Genomic DNA, 19836 nt, shown 5'->3' with positions numbered 1-19836 from the left:
CGACAAAAGGGATGTTTCGCTTGGAGTTGGCGTGAGGCAAGCACCGCCCGCCGGGGTGTCGGCATCAATGCCCTTGATGCGGCCCCCGGTGCGCGAAGGCCGCGCGCAGTTCCGGCTCGCCCACCGCGCGGATGCCGTGCACCGCGACGGAGGTGAGATACGTGCGGTCGTCGCCGGCGCCGCGGGGCAGCGCGCCCAGCAGCCGCTGACCGGCCGGGGAGGCCCAGGGCGAGTACGGGTGGACCTCGAACCGCGCGACGGCCAGACAGCCCAGCGTGAAGACCAGCGGCAGCGCGAACCACAGCGCGACCAGATGGCGCGGCATGTCCGACGGGACGGGCATGAGCAGGGCGGCCGCCCCCAGTCCCGCCACGGCCGGCACGGCGAGCCGCACCTGCCGTACCGCCTCCGCGACGGTCGTACCGGCACCGTCGGGCACCGCCAGCCCGGCGCCGACCAGCCGTTCGGCGATCCCGCGCACGGCGTCCGCGGTCGCCGCGGCGGCCCGCACCGGCGCGATCGGCGACTGCCCCTGGGGTCCTATCGCCCCTATCACCGACCGCTCCATCTCGTCCCGCCCGCGCGGATCGACCACCGTCGCCCAGCCGGTGTGCGCGAGCAGCAGCCGCCGCTGACGGGCCATCGCGACGAGCGTGACGTCGGCGACCCGCCCGGGGCCACCGGACAGGAACGCGGCCTCGTACAGCGTCAGATCGCGTCCCGCCCCCGCGTCGGAGTCGGTCACGGCGGCGCCGCGCACGGCGGCCAGGCACAGCCGCAGGCACGTCACACCGGCGACGGCCCAGGCCAGGAGCAGAAGAGGGACCCAGAACATGAAATGTTTGTAAGCGCGCGGTCGTGACAACACCATGCCCTGTTCACGATCCGGGACGGAGTGTTGCCGGTATGTGACGTTCCGCTCGGATTGCCGGGCGCCGGCGGTCAGCGCCGCAGCAGCACCCGCCGGGTGGCCCGCGCCAGCCGCACCGCCGGCCTGCGCGAACGCGGCCTCGACCCGGAGCGCTCCAGCCACCACTCCCGCAACTCGCGCCGCGCGGCCGTGTTCTCCGGCCGCTCGGCCAGCACGTGCTCGGCGAAGTCCAGCGCGTCCCGCCGGTAGCCGCCGGTCATCGGCTGCGTCTGCGCGTACGCGAGGAACGCGGGCCGGTACCCCTTCCCGAGGATCACCGGAAGCTCGGGCGCGACCTTGGCGACGACATCGGCCCGCTTGGCGGCGAGCGCCCGCGCCTGCACGCCCATCCGCACCCGGTCGAACCCCTCCGGTACGGGCGTCCCCGCGACCAGCGCGGACAGCACCGCGGTCTGCACGAGCGCGAGCCGCTCCCGGGCGGCCTCGGAGGCACCCCGCCCGGAACCGGGACGGCCGCCCACGACGGGTGCCGCGCCCGCCTCCCGGCGTCCCGCCCCCTCCTCGACCGCCCGCCGGATCGCACCCAACTCCCGCTCCATCTCCTCCGCTTCCGGGAAGTTCTCGTCCCGCTCCAGCAGCACGCCGGGCGGGGCGACCCGGGAGGCGAGGTCGGTGAGCACGTCCAGCACGGGTCGCGGCACGGGGTGGGCGTGGCTGTCGTGCCACACGCCGTCCCGCTCGAACCCGCCCGCGACATGGACGTACGCGATGGCCTCCAGGGGCAGCTCGGCGAGCGCCTCGGCCGGGTCCTCGCCCCGGTTGACGTGGTTGGTGTGCAGGTTGGCGACGTCGATGAGGAGCCGTACGCCGGTCCGGTCGGCCAGCTCGTACAGGAACTGCCCCTCGGTCATCTCCTCGCCGGGCCACGAGAACAGCGCGGCGATGTTCTCCACGGCGAGCGGCACGGGCAGCGCGTCCTGCGCGATACGGACGTTCTCGCACAGCACGTCGAGGGCGTCACGGGTGCGCGGCACGGGCAGCAGGTGCCCGGCCTCGAGCGGGCCGGAGGCGGTCAGTGCCCCGCCCGCCCGGACGAACGCGATGTGCTCGGTGACGAGCGGCGACCCGAGCGCCCCGGCCCGCTCGGCGAGGGCGGCCAGCCGCCCCGCGTCGGGCCGCTCGGCCCCGCCGAGACCCAGCGAGACCCCGTGCGGCACGACGGTCACCCCCCGCTCCCGCAACCGCGTCAGCGACTCGGGCAGATGCCCGGGACACACGTTCTCGGCCACGACCTCGACCCAGTCGATCCCCGGCATGTGCTCGACGGCCTCCGCGATCTCCGGCCGCCACCCGATCCCCGTCCCCAGTCGCACCATCGTCCCCTCCTCCACCGGCGTGTCCGGCCCCCCGTAGGTGAGAGGGATATGGCCCCCCGGCGCATCCCCGAACCGCACCCGGTCCACCTTCAGAGGAACATTTGAGGTTGGGACGCCGGCCGGACGAGGGCGAAGAGCCGGCCCGTGCCCCGGGGCGGGCCCCCGCGCGACGGCCACCGGCGCGACGGCGGTGGCCGGCGGCCCACCGGGGGCGCGGCCCCTGAGGGTTCCGCCCCTTCGCTCCTCGGCTCGCCGGAACTCCCGCGGGGAGCCCCGGCCTTCACGCCGGGGACGACGGGACGGCGTGCGGCCGAGGCGCTGCCGCCGGAGCCGCGGGGGTGTCCCCGCCGCGACGGATCCACAGGAGGGCCCCCGCCAGCAGCACGGTGCCGCCCAGCGTCCAGGGCAGCGGGCCGGGCGGGAGGAGGCCGACGGCCAAGCCGGTGAGCGCTCCCGCCAGTTGCAGGGTGAGGGACTGGACGGACAGCGCGGTGGCCCGGACGGAACGCGACACCCGGCGGTGCAGGATGTCGTTCTCACTCGGTCCGGCCAGGCCGAGCCCGAAGTAGAGGGAGCCGTAGCCGACGGCCGCGAGGATCACGGACCACACTCCCGTGGACGCCGCGGTGGCACCGAGCAGGAGCAGACCGCTCGCGCCGGTGCCGAGGCCCGCCAGGACCGCGCGCTCGCCGCTGCCCGCGAGCCGGGCGACCGACGGTGCGAGGTGGCTGCCGACACCGGAGCAGACGAATCCGGCACAGGCGAGTGCGGCGAAGAGCACCGCGCCCGACGCCGACGTGCCCGTGAGGGCCGCGGCGCGGCCCGGCGTGAGCAGTTCGATCGCGGCCAGGGCGCCGCCGGCGGCCCCCGCGCTGAGGAGTACCCGGCGGACCGGCGCGTCGCGTCCCGCCAGGCGCAGTCCGCCCGCGACGGTGGCCGGGACGCCCCGGAGCACGTCGCGCAGGGTGGCCGTCGGGCGGGGCGGTTCGGGCAGTGCGGTCAGGACGTACAGCACGAAGGCGATCTCGACCGCGGCGCCCAGCAGCAGCGGGACCGAAAGGGGCAGTACCAGCCCGGAGCTCGCGTCGCTCAGCCGGGCGCCGAGACCGGGGCCGAGCCCGAGCAGCCAGGGGAGGGCGCCGCCGAGCAGGGTGCCCGTGGCGAGTGCGGCGGAGGTCGCGGAGGAGCCGCGGGCCAGTCCGGTGCGCAGTTCGGCGTCCGGGCCGGACCGCGCGTGGACGGTGTCGACGTACCAGGCCTCGGCCGGTCCGCTGGACAGGGCACGGCCCGCGCCCATCAGGGCCATGCCCAGACCGAGTGTCCACAGGGCGGAGCCCAGCCCCAGGAGGATCAACGCGGCCAGGTTCAGCAGGCCGGCGGCGGCCAGGACGGTGCGTCGTCCCAGAACGTCGGACAGTCCTCCGGTGGGCAGTTCCAGAACGGCGGCGGTCAGGGAGTGCGCGGCGAACAGGCCCGTGACGGCCGCCATCGTCATGCCGCGCTCGGTGAGCAGAAGGACCAGGGGGGCGATGCTCAGTCCCAGCGGCAGCCAGAAGAGAACGCAGACCGTGACGTAGCGCCGCCGTGCCGTGCGCACGTCGAGGGGCCCGGTCACGACGCCTCCCCGGCGTCCGCCCCCGCGGGGGCGGAGGCGTCCGGCTCCGCGTCAGGGCCGCGCGGCGCCAGGGGCAGTCCGGCCGTGAGGAGGACGACCCGCGCGGCACGCGGGTCCCCCGCGTCCCGGGCGGTCAGCTCCTCCAGTTTCCGGTCGAGCACCTCCCACAGTTCGGCGAGCGACTCGGGGGTCAGACGGGGCATCAGGTCGGTGATCCCGGAAGGCCCCGCCCACTCCCGCCCCAGTCGCCCGTCGGCGACGTCGGCCTCGTGCCGGACCAGGGACGCCCCCAGGTGCTCGATCTGGGCCCTGCGCGACACGCTGAGCCAGGCACCGCTGGCCGGTGAGGCCGCCAGCGCCTCGTTGCTCCAGGAGGTCACCGAGTGCACCGCCCGCCAGCGGCGCTCCCGCCCGTCACGGTGCTCGGCCTCGGCGACGAACGCGTACTTCGCCAGAACCCGCAGGTGGTAGCTGGTGGAAGCGGATGACTCACCGGTCCTGACCGCGAGTTCGCTCGCGGTGGCCGGGCCGTCCTGCCGCAGCATCCCCAGCAGCCGGATACGCAGGGGGTGCGTGAGGGCCTTCAGGGCCGCCGCGTCCTGCTCGGGATCGAGTACACGTCTGTGTTCTTCGCCGGCCATGACAGAAGGGTAGAGCGGGTCGGACACTTTCCAAAAGAAGTTTTGCAGAATTTTTTTGGGAATGGGGAAGGAGGCCTGTGCAGGTGGACGTCATGGCCTGCGGAGCACTCGGTCCGGCCGGGTACATGGGGGCGGTGCGGGACCGCCGCCCTGGCCCTCAGCCGGTCCGACTCCCTTTACCGCACGGCTCGTTGACGCTCTTCTTGCTCAGTACTACTTTGTGAGAGCGCTCTCACACCCCCCACCTCCGCCTAGTACCCTGCCCCCGCATACGCGGGCCCGCCGCTTCCGCCGACGGGCCCGCGCACGGCCGCACCAGGTGACATCAGGGCAGGAAGGCACCCCACACAGGGAGCAGTCCGCCCATGAATCCCGTAGGAAGATCCCGCCGACGGCGGCTTGCCGCCCTCCTCGCCTTCGTGCTCGCGCCGACCCTGAGCACGCTCCTGCCCCCGACCGCGTCCGCCGCAGACACGGCGAGCGCGGCGGCCGCCGTCTGCAACAAGTACTGCGACGCCCGCGACCCCGCCCTCTCCCCGGGCGACCGCACACCCGTCACGGCGAGTGTCCACGGACGCTCGATCGTCCTCCACTTCGACGACGCCGACGCCATGGGCTGGGCCTCCGTCGGCAACGGGAACCCCGGCGACGAGGTCTGGCTCGACCGCTCCTTCGACGGCGGCCGGACCTGGAGTTCGGGAAGCAGGCTCGGCGCCACCGCCGTACCGTCCGGGCAGCGCGGTTGGCGCACCCTGATGTACAACGTCGACGACTGGGGCGCGCACGGCGTCGGCGCGCTGCGGGCCTGCGGCAAGGCCGGTGACCGCCCCGAGATCGCCTGCACCGCCTGGGCGCGCACCACCTGGAACGCCGGCGACCGGCGCACCGCCGCGGCCACCGGACTGATGACGCTCTACGACTACTCCACGGGCCTGTTCGCCACCACCGGCTGGTGGAACTCGGCGAACGCCCTCACCTCCGTCATCGACAACATCCGCGTGTCGGGCATGGGCAGTCACCAGTACGCCATCGCCCGTACCTACGACCTCAACGTGAACGCGCGGGACGGGCAGTTCCGCAACGAGTACATCGACGACACCGGCTGGTGGGGCCTGGCCTGGGTGGCCGCCTACGACCTGACCGGCGACAGCCGCTATCTCGCCACCGCCCGCGCGGACGCCGACCACATGGCCGCGTACTGGGACTCCACCTGCGGCGGCGGGGTGTGGTGGAGCACCGCGCGGACGTACAAGAACGCCATCGCGAACTCCCTCTACATCGAGCTCAACGCCGCGCTGCACAACCGGATCCCGGGCGAGCGGACCTACCTCGACCGGGCGCGGGCCGGCTGGTCCTGGTTCCGGGGCACGGGCATGGTGAACGGCTCGAACCTGGTCAACGACGGCATCGACCTGGGCACCTGCCGCAACAACGGCGACACGGTGTGGTCGTACAACCAGGGCGTGCTCCTCGGCGCCCTCACCGAGCTGCACCGGGCGACCGGCGACGGCGCCCTGCTCACCGAGGCGCGCCGGATCGCCGACGCCGCCACCACCTCGTCCGCGCTCAACACGGCGGACGGCATCCTGCGCGACCCCTGCGAGAGCGGCGACTGCGGCGCGGACGGGCCGTCGTTCAAGGGGGCGCACGTACGCGGGCTCGGGGAGCTGAACACCGTCCTCGCCGACCACCCGTACACCCCCTACCTCCGACGCCAGGCCGACCGCGCCCACGCGAGCGACCGCAACGCCCTCGACCAGTACGGGCTGCGCTGGTACGGGCCGCTCGACAGGGTGGACGCGGCGCGTCAGCACAGCGCCGTCGATCTGTTCAACGCCGCGCCCTGACCGACGGAAAGGAAGAGATGATGTCCGACCGCACTCACCGCTTCCTCGGCGTACTCGTGGCCCTCGGCCTCGCCCTGGCCGGGCTGGCCGCCCTGCCCGCCCCCGCGCAGGCGGCGACGCCGGTGTGCGCGCTGGCCTGCGACACCCTCGACCCGTCCAGGGCCGCGCGGGACACCTTCCCCGTACCGGCCCGGAACATCAGCGGACGGACCCTGCGGCTGCATGTCTCCGACCCCGACAGCATGGCCTGGGCGAGCATCGACAACGCTGTCACCGGTGACGCCGTGTGGCTGGACCGCTCCTGGGACCGCGGCGCCACCTGGGAACCCCTGCTGGGCAAGGCGTCCGTCCCCGGCACCTGGACCGGCACGCGGACGCTGATGTACAACATCACCGACCCGGTCGGGCACCGGCGCGGCTGGATCCGTGCCTGCGGCGACGCGGCCGGGGTCGCCTGCACCGACTGGGTGTACCCGAAGGTCTGCGACGGTTCCTCGTGCGACGGCGCCGACCCGGCCGGCGCGGCCGGCGGCGACCGCCCGGTACCGGCGACGACCCTGTTCGGGCGCACCATCAGCCTCCACATGGACCACGCGGGCGGCATGGCCTGGGGCGTCGTCGAGAACGGCGGCGCGGGCGACGAGATCTGGCTCGACCGTTCCTGGGACGGCGGAGCGACCTGGCCCGAGGGCGCATCCCTGGGCCGTACGGCCGTCCCGTCCGGCGCGGCCGGCACCCGGACGGACATGTTCGCCACCCGGGACCCGCGCGGCCTCCTCTTCGGCGGCGCGGTCCGCGCGTGCGGCCGGGAGGCGGCCCACCAGGAGGGCAGTTGCACGGCCTGGGCCCGGCCGGTGCCGACCCGGGCGCGTGCCGCGGCCGACGCGCTGATGGCGTCGTACCGGACCGACGAGGGCTGGTGGCGCAGCAGTTGGTGGAACTCGGCCGTCGCGCTCACCGCCGTCATGGACTTCGCCCGGCACACCGGACGGCACGACTACGACTGGGCCGTCCCCCGCACCTTCGAGCGGAACAGGGGCGTCTTCCCCGCGGGCGTCCGCAGCTCGGACCCGGTCGAGGGCCACTTCATCAGCCGCGCCGTCGACGACGCGGGCTGGTGGGGCATCGCCTGGGTGACCGCCTACGACCGGACGCGTGAACGGCGCTACCTGGACGAGGCGGTCACCGTCGCGGACTACCTGCACCGGCACTGGGACCCGTCCACCTGCGGCGGCGGGGTGTGGTGGGACCGGGAGCACACCTACAAGAACGCCGTCACCAGCGGCCTCTACTTGTGGCTGACCACCGCGCTGCACCAGCGCCTCGCCGGTGACACGGTGTGGGGCGAGCGGGCCACCACGGCGGCGGACTGGTACCTGGACAGCGGGCTGATCGGCTCCTCGGGCCTGGTCAACGACGGCCTGACCCGCGACTGCGCCAACAACGGCCAGACGGTGTGGAGTTACAACCAGGGCCTGGCCATCGGCGGCTTCACCCAACTGTGGCGCTCCACCGGCGAGGCCCGCTACCTCGACACCGCCCGACGGCTGGCGGACGCGGCGATGACCTCACCCCGGTTGACCCGCGACGGCATCCTCACCGAGTCCTGCGACATCTCCACCGCCACCTGCGACGACAACCAGAAGCAGTTCAAGGGCATCTTCGTACGCCACTTCGCCGACCTCGCCGAGGCCACCGGCTCCACGGCCTACCGCGCCTACCTCGCCCGCCAGGCCGACTCCGTCTGGACCACCGGCCGCGACCCCCTCAACCGCCTCGGCCAACGCTGGGCGGGCACCACCCCCAACCCGGCGGACTGGCGCACCCAGGCGAGCGCCCTGGCGGCGCTCACCGCACACTGACACCCGGTCACCGCCGTGTCAGCGCAGTGCCGGGTGGTCCGCCACCACCGTGCAGGAGCCCGGGGCGATCTCCGTGAAGCCCGCGTCGCGGACCGTGGGGAGGCCGCCGGCCGTCAGGGCGGGCCAGGCGGCCGGGGTGGCGGTGCGGACGGTGAGGGGGAAGCCGGTGGCGTGCCAGGTCGCGCGGGCCTCGTCGGAGAGCTCCCACCAGGCCAGTTGGGCGCCGTGGCCGACCTGGGCCATGGCCTTGCCGGCGGACATGCCGAGGGCGGGGTTGAGCCAGAGGGTGGGGACCCCCGGCTCCGCGGGCGGCACGGGGTCGGGGTCGTCCAGGTCGGTGCCGGAGACCTGGAGGCGGGCCAGGTCCTTGGGCCAGCCGTCCAGCGGGACCGGCGGGAAGACACGGACCTCCGCCGACTTGCCGGTGACCGTGATGCCCGGCAGTGCCTCCGCGCGGCGCCACTCCGCGCCGCGCGCCCGGCGCACCACCTTGCGGATGCGGGCGTCCTGCCAGTCGCGCATCGCCCGCGCCCACTCGCCCTCGCCGGCCGAGCGCTCGTCGGTCAGCATCACCAGCACCGCGCGGGCCGCCGTCTCCAGCGCGTCCGTACGGGCCGGGGGTGCCGCCCGCTCGATGCGGACCACCAGGGGCAGGACGAACTGGGGCGCCTCGTCGCGGGCACCGGGGTCGGGGCGGAAGGGGCTGTCGACGGCAGGGGTTCGGTTATCGCTCACGGGGCCAGTGTGCCAACCCGCGCGGCGGTCCCGTCAGCCCGAGCAGGCCGTGCGTTCCGCCTCCCGCCACTCGCAGACCGGGCACAGCGTGATGCCCTTGTACGACTCCGGGTACTCCGTCGGCTCCTGGCACAGCACGCAGGCCGCGTACGGCGGGCCGTCGGCCTCGGGCGGCCGGGTGGCGTCGATCAGGCAGTAGTCCTTGTCGGTGTCGCTCATGCCTCCAGCGTAGGACGGCTCAGCCCCGGCCGTTCGCCGCCGAGATCAGTTCGGAGACCTTCACGAAGCGGTAGCCCTGGCGGCGCAGCTCCGGGACGATCCTCCGAACGGCCCGTTCCGTCGTCGGGGCCGCGCTGCGGGTGCAGTGCAGCACGACCACCGAGCCGGGGCGCACGCCCTCCAGCACCTGTTCGGCGACCGCCTCCGCGTCCGTCGCGAACGCGTCACCGCCCACCACGTCCCACTGCACGGCCGTCACCCCGGCCGGGGTCAGTGCCTTGAGCGCCGTACGGTCGTAGCAGCCGCCGGGGAAGCGGAAGTACGGCTTCGGATCGGGCACGCCCACCTTCCGGAACACCGCGTACGCCCGTTCCACGTCCGTCCGCATCCGGTCGGCGGAGACGGTCGGCAGGCCGTAGCAGTCACCGGTGAACGCGTAGTGGCTGTAGGAGTGGTTGGCGACCTCGAAGAGCGGGTCCCGGCCGATGGAGCGGGCCTGGTCCGGGTACTCCTCGGCCCAGCGGCCCGTCATGAACACCGTGGCCGGCACCTTCAGCGCGCGCAGGGCGGCGATGAGCCGGGGGTGGTCGAAGTGCTCGCCGGCCGCCGCCCTCGGGCCCTGGCCGGCGGTCATGTCGGCGTCGAAGGTGAGGGCGACCGTCCTGGCCCCGGTGCGCGGGCCGTTGCGGAAGACCGGGGTCAGACCGGACGGGCCCGGAGCGAGCGTGGGCGGCGCCGAGGGCGCCACGGATGCGGAGGGTGCCGGTCGGGGGGCCTGCGGCGGGGCGGGGCGGGGGGCGGCGCAGGCGGCGAGCGCGGTGGTCAGGACGCATACGGCGGCTGTTCGACGTACGAAAGTGATCACCGTATGAAAATATGGGTGATGTGGTGGGGTTGTGGGGCTTGTGGGGTCGCTTCGGGATCGGCCTCACCCGGGTGGGCGCCCGTGGGCACCCACCCGGGGCGCGTCAGATGTCGCGCCGCTCCAGCGGCCGCGTCGCCGGGCCCTGGATGACCTTGCCGTCGGTGTCGAAGCGGGAGCCGTGGCAGGGGCACTCCCAGGCGCGTTCGGCGGCGTTGAAGTCCACCAGGCAGCCCATGTGGGTGCAGCGGGCGGAGACGGCGTGCAGGGTGCCGTCGTCGTCGCGGTAGACCGCGACCCGGCCGCCCTCCGTGCGGACCACGGCGCCCTCGCCCGGCGGCAGCGCCTCCGCGGGCGGGGCAGGGCGCAGCCGGTCGCCGACGAAGTGCCTGGCCACCTGCGCCTGGTGCTTGAGGAACGACGGCGCCTCACGCACGGCGGAGGCCAGCCGGCGCGGGTCGTACAGCCCGCTCCACGCGCACTCCCGGCCGGTGATGTGCGCGGTGAGCAGCAGGCCCGCCATCATGCCTCCGCTCATGCCCCAGCCACCGAAACCGGTGGCGACGTAGGTGTGCCGGGCGCCCGCGTGCAGCGGGCCGACCAGCGGCACGGTGTCGGTGGGATCGTTGTCCTGGGTGGCCCAGGAGTGGGTGAGCTCCACGTCGGGGAAGTGTGTGCGGGCCCACGCGGAGAGGCGGTCGAAGAGGGCGCGGGTGTCGCCCGTGCCCGGCGTGAAGTGCTCACCGGTGATCACCAGGAAGCGACGGGAGCCGTCCTCGCCGTAGGGGGCCGTACGGACCGAGCGGGTGTTCTCCTCCGGGGTGATGTACATCCCGCCCGGGTCCTGGCCGGCCGGGACCGGTCCCGCGACGACCAGTTCGCGGCGCGGGGAGAGGCGGGTGAACAGCAGCGCCCGGTCGAAGACCGGGTAGTGGGTGGCGACCACGACGTCCCGGGCCGTCACCGTCGCCCCGGCCGCCGTCGACAGACGGCACGGCGTGCCCTCCTCCAGACCGACGACGGTGGTGTCCTCGTGGACGCGCCCGCCGTGCGCGACGATGTCGTCCGCGAGGGCCAGCAGGTACTTGCGCGGATGGAACTGCGCCTGGTCCGTCACCTCGACGGCGCCCGCCACCGGGAACGGCAGGCCGGTCTCCGTCACGAAGGAGGCCGGCAGCCCCGCCTCCCGCGCCGCCTCGGCCTCCGCGCGCAGCTCCTCCACCCGGTCCGCGTCCCGGACGTAGGTGTACGAACTGCGGCGCTCCCACTCGCAGTCGACGCCGAGCTCCTCCACGACCCGGGCGGTGTGCTCGATCGCCTCGGACTGCGAACGGGCGTACAGCCGCGCGCCCTCGACGCCCCGGGTGCGGCGCAGCTTGTCGTAGACCAGCGTGTGCAGGGCGGTGACCTTGGCCGTGGTGTGTCCGGTGACGCCGGCCGCGACCCGTCCGGCCTCCAGCACCGCGACGCTCTTCCCGGCCCGCGCCAGCTCCCGGGCGGTGCACAGACCGGCGATGCCCGCGCCGATCACGGCCACGTCGACATCGAGGTCCCCGGTCAGTGCGGGGTGCCGGCCCCCCGGTGCGGTCTGGAGCCAGTACGAGCCGCCTGCCTGCTGCTTCTCCGTCATGCGGGGCCGAGTACCCGCGTGCGCCGGGTTCAGTGGCACGGCTGTGCCCTTGCGGGGCGGGCGGCGCGGGGTTAACGTACAACCAAATGGTTGTAGATGGGAAGGAAGAGGCCGACGGCGGCAGCGTGGACCGGCTGTTCCACGCCCTGGCCGACGCGACGCGGCGCGACATCCTCCGCCGCTGTGTCCGGGGTGAGCTGTCCGTGTCACGTCTGGCCGTGGCGTACCCGATGAGCTTCGCGGCGGTGCAGAAACACGTCACGGTGCTGGAGCGGGCCGGTCTGGTCACCAAGGAGCGACGCGGACGGGAGCAGCTCGTGCGCACCGATCCCGACGCGGTGGGCCGGGCGCGGCAGGCCCTGGACGAACTGGAGTCGGCCTGGCGGGCGCGGGTGGACCGGATGTCCGGTCTGCTCACGGAGGACGCCGTCGGGACCGGCGACTCCGGGGCCCCGGCCCACGACGAGAACACGGACGAGAACACGACGGAAGGACCGGACGGATGACTGTCACCAGCGTGGACAAGGACGTCGACGAACTGACGCTCACCCTCGTCGCCGACTTCACCGCTCCCGTGGAGCGGGTGTGGCGGCTGTGGGCCGACCCCCGGCTGCTGGAGCGCTGGTGGGGCCCGCCGAGCTACCCGGCGACCTTCGAGGAGCACGACCTGACGCCCGGCGGCGGCGTGAAGTACTTCATGACCGGCCCGGAGGGCGAGAAGTACGGCGGCTGGTGGCGGGTCTCCTCGGTCGCGCCGCCGACCACCCTGGAGTTCACCGACGGCTTCTCCGACCAGGAGGGGAAGCCGAACCCCGAGATGCCGACCACCTCGGTACGGATGACGCTCACCGAGCACGAGGGCGGCACCCGGATGGAACTGCGGTCCGTCTTCGACACCCGGGAGCAGATGGAGCAGCTGGCCGAGATGGGCATGGTGGAGGGGATGAGCCAGGCCGTCGGCCAGATGGACGCGCTTCTGGCGGGCTGAACGCCGTGCCGGGACGGAGGACGGTACACCGCCCTCCGTCCCGGTCGCCGTGCGGTCGCGGCTACCCGCGCCAGGGGCCCGTCACGGCGAACGTCGTGCCGGGGTCGTAGCAGTTGACGTACATCGTGCGGCCGTCCGGGGAGAAGGCGACCCCGGCGAACTCGCCCCACTCCGGGTCCTCGGGGGTGCCGACGTTCTGGCGGTTGCGGGCCATCGCGTAGACCTCGCCCCGGCGCGTGACGCCGTAGACGTGCTGGGCGCCTCCGCCGTCCTCGCACACCATCAGGCCGCCACCGGGCGCGAGGCAGATGTTGTCCGGTGACTCGCCGGGCAGCTGGACGCCGGCGTCCGGACCGAAGACGATCACCAGGGTGAGGCGGCGCCGGTCCGGGTCGTAGCGCCAGATCTGGCCGTGGTGGTCGGCCGCCGAACCCTCGGCGCTGCGGGCGAAGGACGACACGAAGTAGACCGAGCGTCCGCCCCAGTAACAGCCCTCCAGCTTCTGCGCGTGGGTGATGCCCTTCGGGCCGAAGTCCTGGTGGCGGATGGCTGTTCCGGCGGCCCCCGGGTCCGGTACGTCCACCCACTCGATGCCGTCGAAGCGGGCGCCGACGTCCTGGATCGAGGACAGGTCGGGCACCCCGGGCACCCGCATCGCCTGGAGCCGGCCGCCCGCGTGCAGCGAACCGGTGCCGCCCAGGGGTCTCTCCGGCAGGAAGCGGTAGAAGAGGCCGAAGGGCCGTTCGAAGGCGTCCTCGGTCTCGTAGACCACGCCCCGCCTCGGGTCCACGGCGACCGCCTCGTGCTGGAAGCGTCCCATCGCGGTCAGCGGTACGGCGCCCGTGCGGCGCGGGTCGGCGCCGTCGACCTCGAAGATGTAGCCGTGGTCCTTGGTGTAGCCGCCCGTGCCGGCCTTGTCCTCGGTCTCCTCGCAGGTCAGCCAGGTGCCCCAGGGGGTCGGTCCGCCCGCGCAGTTCACGGCCGTACCGGCGATCGCGACCCGTTCCGAGAGCACCCGGCCGTGGTGGTCCAGGGTGAGTGCCGTACAGCCGCCCTTGCCCTCCGGGTCGTAGGTCAGGCCGTCGACCACCGGGACGGGGACTCTGCCGTCGGCGCGGTTCTCGTGGTTGCGGACCAGGTGGACACGGCCGTGGCGGCCGGCGAAGGCGGCCATGCCGTCGTGGTGGGAGGGGACCGGGCCCTCGCCGGAGCGCAGCGGGTCGCCCTCGCGGGAGAGGACCTCGTAGCGGAAGCCCTCCGGCAGGTCGAGCAGTCCGTCGGGGTCGGGGACCAGGGGGCCGTAACCGCTGTGGCCGAGGCCCCGGGCGGCGGCGGTGCCGGTGAAGAGTTCGGAGAGGGCGCCGGTGAAGACGATGCCGATGCCGAGGGCGCCGGAACGGGTGAGCACCTGGCGCCGTGTCGCGGGGGAGCCGGTGGTGGACCCGGTTTCTGACATGGGGAAACCTTCCTGCTGGCGGACAGGAACTGTGACCCGGTCGTGTCTATCACCTGGTGCGGGTCCCGGGAACCACGCGCGTAGCACGTGTCACGGCCCGGAGCGGGGGCCGCCGGGCTCCGGGCGGGGCTCCGGCGCGGGCTGCTGGGCCCGTTCGAGGAAGCGGAGGAGTTCGACGGGGAAGGGCAGGACGAGGGTGGAGTTCTTCTCGGCGGCGACGGCCACGATGGTCTGCAGCAGGCGCAGTTGGAGGGCGGAGGGGGTCTCCGACATCTCCTGGGCGGCCTCGGCGAGTTTCCTGGACGCCTGGAGTTCGGCGTCGGCGTTGATGACGCGGGCCCGGCGTTCGCGGTCGGCCTCGGCCTGGCGGGCCATGGACCGCTTCATCGTGTCGGGCAGGGAGACGTCCTTGATCTCCACGCGGTCGATCTGCACGCCCCAGCCGATCGCGGGGCTGTCGATCATCAGCTCCAGCCCCTGGTTCAGCTTCTCGCGGTTGGACAGCAGGTCGTCGAGGTCGCTCTTGCCGATGATCGACCGCAGCGAGGTCTGCGCCATCTGGGACACCGCGAACCGGTAGTCCTCGACGTTGATGATGGCCGCCGGCGCGTCGACGACCTTGAAGTAGACGACCGCGTCGACCCGTACGGTCACGTTGTCCCGGGTGATGCCCTCCTGGGCCGGCACCGGCATCGTGACGATCTGGAGGTTCACCTTGTGCAGCCGGTCCACGCCGGGGACGACGAGGGTGAAGCCGGGCGGGCGCGCGGTGCCGTGCAGACGGCCGAGGCGGAGGACGACGCCGCGCTCGTACTGCTTGACGACCCGGGCTGCCGCGATGAGGTAGGCGGCTGCGGCCGCGGCGGTGCCGGCGGCTGCGGTGAGCAGTTCCTCGACCATGGTGACCTCCCGTTCAGAGGTCTGTGTGCTTCGGGGTGCATTCGCAACGATATGCCCGGTGGTCGGTGCGGGGCCATCCCGGGGGCCCGAGGGCTGGGCGGCAGGGTTTTTCGCCCCCGCCGCCCCTTCCCTTCCCGTCTCCGGGGGCGCTGCCCCCGGACCCCCGGTCGCGCCCACGCGGCGGAGCCGCATGTCGGTACGGCCCCGCGCCCCTGATGCCTGCACCCCTAGGGTGTCGCGACCGGTGTCTCCGTGAGTTTCACCGGGACCGTGCCCGGTGTGCTGTGGCGTTCGGACCAGTTCCTCAGGGCCGTGTGACAGGCGTGGTCCAGGTGGTGGAGGCCGGTGAGGTCCAGTTCGACGGGACGGTCCTGGGGGAGGGACTCCAGGGTGTCCAGGATCTTCGGGAGGCGCAGGAAGGTCGCGTTGCCCGACAGGTACACCTGGAGGGGGCCCGCGCCCTTGTCCACGACCTCCAGCTTCGCCTGCGAGGCCTCCCAGGCCGTCTTGGCGACCGACAGGGCCAGACCGATCAGCACGCCCTCGAACATGTTGACCACGACGATCGACACGGCGGTGACCACCAGGATCAGCGCCTCGCCCCGGTGGCCCCGCCAGAGCGCGGCCACGGCCCGGAACGGGATCAGCTTCCAGCCGGCGTGGACCAGGATGCCGGCCAGCGCGGGCAGCGGTATCAGTGCCAGCGCGGACGGCAGCAGCGCCGCGAACAGCAGCAGCCACACGCCGTGCAGCACCCGGGACGCCTTGGTCCTGGCGCCCGCCTGGACATTGGCCGAGCTGCGCACGATGACCGCGGTCATCGGCAGCGCGCCGAGGACCCCGCAGACCGCGTTGCCCGCGCCCTGCGCCATCAGCTCCTTGTTGTACTGGGTGCGCGGACCGTCGTGCAGCCGGTCCACCGCGGCGGCGCTGAACAGGCTCTCGGCGGAGGCGATCAGGGTGAAGGCGGCGATCGTGCCGAGGATGCCGATCTCCAGCCCGCCGAAGACGTCCGCGCCGGGCGGCTGTACGGCGTCGAGCAGACCCTGTACCTCGACCGTCGCGACGGGCACGCCGAACGCGAGGGTGACCGCCGTCGCCAGCAGCACCGCCGCCAGCGCGCCCGGTACGGCGCCGGCCGGGCCGGGTATCCGGCGCCACAGCACCATCACGGCGACGGTGCCCGCGCCGACCGCGAGCGAGGCGAGCGCCTCGGTGCTGCCGAGCGCGTCCACGGCGGCCCCCGGCAGCCCGAGGATCTTGTCGAGGCCGGAGGCGGGCGCCGGCAGTCCGGCAGCCGCGTAGAGCTGGCCCGCGATGAGCACGAGACCGATGCCGGCCAGCATGCCCTCGACCACCGAGAGGGATATCGCGCGGAACCAGCGCCCGAGCCGCAGCGCGCCCATGGCGAGCTGGAGCAGCCCGGTGGCCAGCACGATCACGCCGAGCGCGGGCAGCCCGTAGGTGTCGACGGCCTCGAAGACCAGCACGGTCAGCCCGGCGGCCGGACCGGACACCTGAAGGCTGCTGCCCGGCAGCAGACCGGTGACCAGTCCGCCCACGATGCCGGTGACCAGGCCGAGTTCGGCCGGGACGCCGGAGGCGACGGCGACGCCCACGCACAGCGGGAGCGCGACGAGGAACACGACGAGTGAGGCGGCGAAGTCCTGCCGCAGATGGGGGAATTTCGACACGGCGGTGCTCACAGCGCCTCGAACGCGTCGGTGTCCGCGCGGTGTTCGCGTACGGCTCCGGTGTGCACCTCGTAGTACCAGCCGCGCAGCCGGAGCCGGCCCGAGGCCAGCCGCCGCTCGACGCACGGGTACGAGCGCAGCCGCAGCAGCTGGGCCAGGACGTGGTGCTGGACCGCCTGGGCGCAGGCCGGGTCCGTCGCGTCGGCCGACGCCGGCTCGTCGGCGGCGTGCGCCAGCCAGTCGCGCACGGCGGGCACGGCGTCCAGGTCGTCGCCGCGCACCAGCGCGCCGATGGCCCCGCAGTGGGAGTGGCCGCAGACCACGATGTCCGTGACGCCGAGGACCCCCACGGCGTATTCGACGGTGGCCGCCTCGGAGGTGGGGCGCCCGGGGGCGTACGGCGGGACGATGTTGCCCGCGGTGCGCAGCTCGAAGAGCTCGCCGGGCCGGGCGCCCGTGATCAGGGCCGGCACGACCCTGGAGTCGGAACAGGTGATGAACAGGACGTCGGGGGATTGACCCTCGGCGAGGCGGGCGAACTCCTCAGGGCGCTGTCCGAACGTGCGGGCGTTGTCGATGAGGGGCTGCATCTGGTGATTCCTCCTGGCGCGCGTGGGGGCGCGTCGGACGGGCATGACAAAGGTCGGACTCCGCTGACCCGTGGTCCTTGCCTCACGGAATGTGTACGCGGGTGTGAAGGGTGAGGGAAACGCGAGGAAGTGAAGCGAGGGTAAAGCGACGGCAAGGGGCCGGGGTGGGGCCGCGGTCGCCGGACCTCGGGACATGCGTGTTTCGCAAGGCGGTTCGCACCTCTTCCGCACACCAAGGCTTGGTCAACGGTTGGTCAAGAGACACGTTAACCCTGCAAAGTCGTTTGCAGGGTTAACTCGATGTTTCGTGGCGAAGAGAGCCTGAAAAGAAAGGGTGGATTGGCGCGAATGAGCCCCTGATCGGAGGTGGTTCGATCAGGTGTCCGACATGCGGTTCAGCGGGCCTCGGCTCAATGGGCCTCGGCGAGCCGCCCCGCGTCGCGGGCCAGCGCGGTGAGCCGCGAGATCGCCCGGAAGTACTTCTTGCGGTAGCCGCCCTTCAGCATCTCCTCGCTGAACAGCCGGTCGAACGGCAGCCCCGAGGCGAGGACGGGCACCTCACGGTCGTAGAGCCGGTCCGCGAGGACGACGAGCCGGAGCGCGGTCGACTGGTCCGGCACCGGACGCACACCGGTGAGGCACACCGCGCGGAGCCCGTCGGTCAGGGCGCCGTAGCGGCTGGGATGGACCCGCGCGAGATGCTCCAGCAGGTCGGGGAAGGCGTCGAGCGAGGCACCCTCGGTGGCGTGCGCCGTCCGCGTCACCCGCTCGTCGGAGTACGGCTCCGGCGCCTCGGGCAGGCCCCGGTGGCGGTAGTCCTCGCCGTCGATGCGCAGGGCGCGGAAGTGGGCCGACAGGCCCTGGATCTCGCGCAGGAAGTCGGCGGCGGCGAACCGGCCCTCGCCGAGCTTGCCCGGCAGCGTGTTCGAGGTGGCGGCGAGCGCGACGCCGGCCTCGACCAGCTTCCCCAGCAGGGTGGAGACGAGCACGGTGTCGCCCGGATCGTCCAGCTCGAACTCGTCGATGCACAGCAGGCGGTGCCCGGAGAGGGTCTTCACGGTCTGCTGGAAGCCGAGGGCGCCGACCAGATTGGTCAGCTCCACGAAGGTGCCGAACGCCTTGAGCGCGGGCTCGGCCGGGGTGGCGTGCCACAGGGAGGCCAGCAGGTGGGTCTTGCCGACGCCGTAACCGCCGTCGAGGTAGACGCCGCGCGGCCCGGCCGGGGCCTTCTTCGGCGCCCTGCCGAAGCCGAACAGCCGGCGCCGGCCCGAGTCGCCGGCCGCCGCCCCGTCGAGACCGGCCGCGAAGCCCTCGAGGACGCGCACGGCCTCGGTCTGGCTCGGCTGGTTCGGGTCCGGTATGTAGCTGCCGAAGCGGACCGAGTCGAACCGCGGCGGCGGCACCATCTCGGCGACGAGCCGGTCCGCGGGCACGTGCGGCTCACGGGCGCACAGCGACAGCGGGGCCACGTCGGCTGCCGGACCGGGACGGGAGGCGGAGGAGGAGGACGACACGGTCCCCCATGCTACGGGCCGTGGAACACTGCTCGGCATGCGACGCCTGTTCCCCGTGACCGACGTGACCGACGAAACAGCAGCTCCCGGCGGGGAGGACGGCCGTGAGTGGAGCCTCGCCGAGCTGGCCGCCGCGTACGCCTACCCCGAGCCGGGGCCCGGCGGGCGGGAGCCGTGGCTGCGGGCCAACATGGTGTCCACCCTCGACGGGGCCGCCCAGCACGACGGCCGCTCGCAGCCCATCTCCTGCCCGGCCGACATGCGGATCTTCGGCACGCTGCGGGCGCTCGCCGACGTCGTGCTCGTCGGCGCGCAGACGGTACGGCAGGAGGGCTACCGTCCGGCACGCGCACGCACGGAGTTCGCGGCCGCGCGGGAGGCCGCCGGACAGGGGCCCGCGCCCGTGATCGCGGTGGTGACGGCGAGCCTGGACCTGGACTTCTCGCTGCCGCTGTTCACCTCCCCCCTGGCGCCCACGCTGCTGCTGACCGGAGCCGGGGCCGCCCCCGGCCGCGTGGCCGCCGCCGAGAAGGCGGGCGCCCGGGTGATCACCGCCGGGGAGGGGGGAGCGGTGGACCCCGCGCGGGCCGTGCGGGCCCTCGCGGACCTCGGACACACCCGGCTGCTGACCGAGGGCGGACCGCGACTGCTGGGCCAGCTGGTGGCGGCCGGGGTGCTGGACGAGCTCTGTCTGACCGTCTCGCCGATGCTCACCGCCGGTGACGCACAGCGCATCGCCGGCGGACCGTCCGTAACACTTCCGCGGCGCTTCACGCTGAAGTCGATGCTGGAGGAGGACGGTTTCCTGTTCACGCGCTACCAGCGGTCCTGACGTCCGCGTCCGTGGCCGCGTCCGCGGGAGCGCCCGATGGTGGCCGCTTGTCCGGTGATCGGCGGAACGCATCCGTCCGGCCGGTGCGGGAAGGGGCGACACTGAATCCGGCAGTACCCGTGCGCACACGGGGCAGAAGGGTTTCCGCAGGACCTGGCAGGGTCCACGGAGCACAGAGGGGACCCCAGGGTCCTCCGAGGAGAA

General features: G+C 73.5%; 18 protein-coding genes. 5 read left to right on the top strand and 13 right to left on the bottom strand.

The genetic code is table 11. The features are described 5' to 3' along the window. Positions 1 to 64: 64 nt before the first annotated feature. The 4 genes from ACF1DX_RS10510 to ACF1DX_RS10495 form a co-directional block, all read right to left on the bottom strand. Entirely contained in the window at positions 65 to 835 is a 771-nt protein-coding gene (locus tag ACF1DX_RS10510) for a TIGR04222 domain-containing membrane protein (protein ID WP_391790794.1), read from the bottom strand. A 107-nt stretch (positions 836 to 942) separates the two neighbouring features. Beyond that, complete coding sequence (locus ACF1DX_RS10505; protein WP_391790793.1) at positions 943 to 2247, bottom strand: DUF692 domain-containing protein; 1305 nt, start codon at positions 2245 to 2247, stop codon at positions 943 to 945. A 280-nt stretch (positions 2248 to 2527) separates the two neighbouring features. After that, entirely contained in the window at positions 2528 to 3862 is a 1335-nt protein-coding gene (locus ACF1DX_RS10500; RefSeq protein WP_391790792.1) for an MFS transporter, read from the bottom strand. Further along, positions 3859 to 4503 (bottom strand): ArsR/SmtB family transcription factor, encoded by a 645-nt coding sequence (locus ACF1DX_RS10495; RefSeq protein WP_391790791.1) that lies wholly within the window; start codon positions 4501 to 4503, stop codon positions 3859 to 3861. Before ACF1DX_RS10495 ends, ACF1DX_RS10500 begins: the two co-directional genes overlap by 4 nt. 365 nt (positions 4504 to 4868) lie before the next feature. Between ACF1DX_RS10495 and ACF1DX_RS10490 the strand changes: the two genes are divergently transcribed. Both ACF1DX_RS10490 and ACF1DX_RS10485 read left to right on the top strand, forming a co-directional pair. Continuing rightward, on the top strand, positions 4869 to 6350 hold the full coding sequence (locus tag ACF1DX_RS10490; protein WP_391790790.1) for a glycoside hydrolase family 76 protein: 1482 nt from the start codon (positions 4869 to 4871) through the stop codon (positions 6348 to 6350). 20 nt (positions 6351 to 6370) lie between these two features. Beyond that, positions 6371 to 8212 carry a glycoside hydrolase family 76 protein gene (locus ACF1DX_RS10485; RefSeq protein WP_391790789.1) on the top strand — a complete coding sequence of 614 codons (1842 nt, stop codon included), beginning with the start codon at positions 6371 to 6373 and terminating at the stop codon, positions 8210 to 8212. An 18-nt stretch (positions 8213 to 8230) separates the two neighbouring features. Here ACF1DX_RS10485 and ACF1DX_RS10480 read toward each other — a convergent pair whose 3' ends face one another. The 4 genes from ACF1DX_RS10480 to ACF1DX_RS10465 form a co-directional block, all read right to left on the bottom strand. After that, entirely contained in the window at positions 8231 to 8947 is a 717-nt protein-coding gene (locus ACF1DX_RS10480; protein ID WP_391790788.1) for a peptidyl-tRNA hydrolase, read from the bottom strand. Between the two features lie 33 nt (positions 8948 to 8980). Next, complete coding sequence (locus tag ACF1DX_RS10475; RefSeq protein ID WP_391790787.1) at positions 8981 to 9166, bottom strand: hypothetical protein; 186 nt, start codon at positions 9164 to 9166, stop codon at positions 8981 to 8983. A 19-nt stretch (positions 9167 to 9185) separates the two neighbouring features. Continuing rightward, entirely contained in the window at positions 9186 to 10031 is an 846-nt protein-coding gene (locus tag ACF1DX_RS10470; protein ID WP_391790786.1) for a polysaccharide deacetylase family protein, read from the bottom strand. A gap of 103 nt (positions 10032 to 10134) precedes the next feature. Further along, the gene (locus tag ACF1DX_RS10465; protein WP_391790785.1) at positions 10135 to 11658 is read right to left on the bottom strand and encodes an FAD-dependent oxidoreductase; all 1524 of its coding nucleotides are present in this window, start codon (positions 11656 to 11658) and stop codon (positions 10135 to 10137) included. Positions 11659 to 11744: 86 nt separating this feature from the next. Here ACF1DX_RS10465 and ACF1DX_RS10460 point away from each other — a divergent pair, with 86 nt between their 5' ends. Both ACF1DX_RS10460 and ACF1DX_RS10455 read left to right on the top strand, forming a co-directional pair. Continuing rightward, on the top strand, positions 11745 to 12164 hold the full coding sequence (locus ACF1DX_RS10460) for an ArsR/SmtB family transcription factor (protein WP_391790784.1): 420 nt from the start codon (positions 11745 to 11747) through the stop codon (positions 12162 to 12164). Beyond that, a complete protein-coding gene (locus ACF1DX_RS10455; RefSeq protein ID WP_391790783.1) occupies positions 12161 to 12646 on the top strand; it encodes an SRPBCC domain-containing protein in 486 nt (161 codons plus the stop codon). Before ACF1DX_RS10460 ends, ACF1DX_RS10455 begins: the two co-directional genes overlap by 4 nt. A 61-nt stretch (positions 12647 to 12707) precedes the next feature. Here the strand turns inward: ACF1DX_RS10455 and ACF1DX_RS10450 are convergent, their stop codons facing one another. The 5 genes from ACF1DX_RS10450 to zapE form a co-directional block, all read right to left on the bottom strand. Then, the gene (locus ACF1DX_RS10450; protein WP_391790782.1) at positions 12708 to 14102 is read right to left on the bottom strand and encodes an alkaline phosphatase PhoX; all 1395 of its coding nucleotides are present in this window, start codon (positions 14100 to 14102) and stop codon (positions 12708 to 12710) included. Positions 14103 to 14192: 90 nt separating this feature from the next. Then, a complete protein-coding gene (locus tag ACF1DX_RS10445) occupies positions 14193 to 15002 on the bottom strand; it encodes a slipin family protein (protein WP_391790781.1) in 810 nt (269 codons plus the stop codon). Between the two features lie 227 nt (positions 15003 to 15229). Next, positions 15230 to 16696, bottom strand: coding sequence for a SulP family inorganic anion transporter (locus ACF1DX_RS10440; RefSeq protein ID WP_391790780.1), 1467 nt, complete (start codon positions 16694 to 16696; stop codon positions 15230 to 15232). Positions 16697 to 16704: 8 nt separating this feature from the next. Further along, complete coding sequence (locus ACF1DX_RS10435) at positions 16705 to 17286, bottom strand: carbonic anhydrase (RefSeq protein ID WP_391790779.1); 582 nt, start codon at positions 17284 to 17286, stop codon at positions 16705 to 16707. A 410-nt stretch (positions 17287 to 17696) separates the two neighbouring features. Beyond that, entirely contained in the window at positions 17697 to 18800 is a 1104-nt protein-coding gene (gene zapE / locus ACF1DX_RS10430; protein ID WP_391790778.1) for a cell division protein ZapE, read from the bottom strand. 37 nt (positions 18801 to 18837) lie between these two features. Here zapE and ACF1DX_RS10425 point away from each other — a divergent pair, with 37 nt between their 5' ends. Then, entirely contained in the window at positions 18838 to 19632 is a 795-nt protein-coding gene (locus ACF1DX_RS10425) for a pyrimidine reductase family protein (RefSeq protein ID WP_391790777.1), read from the top strand. Positions 19633 to 19836 lie beyond the last annotated feature (204 nt).

Source organism: Streptomyces sp. NPDC014676, from assembly GCF_043084105.1.
Classification (GTDB): Bacteria; Actinomycetota; Actinomycetes; order Streptomycetales; family Streptomycetaceae; genus Streptomyces.
This window is presented reverse-complemented; position numbering and strand designations above follow the sequence as displayed.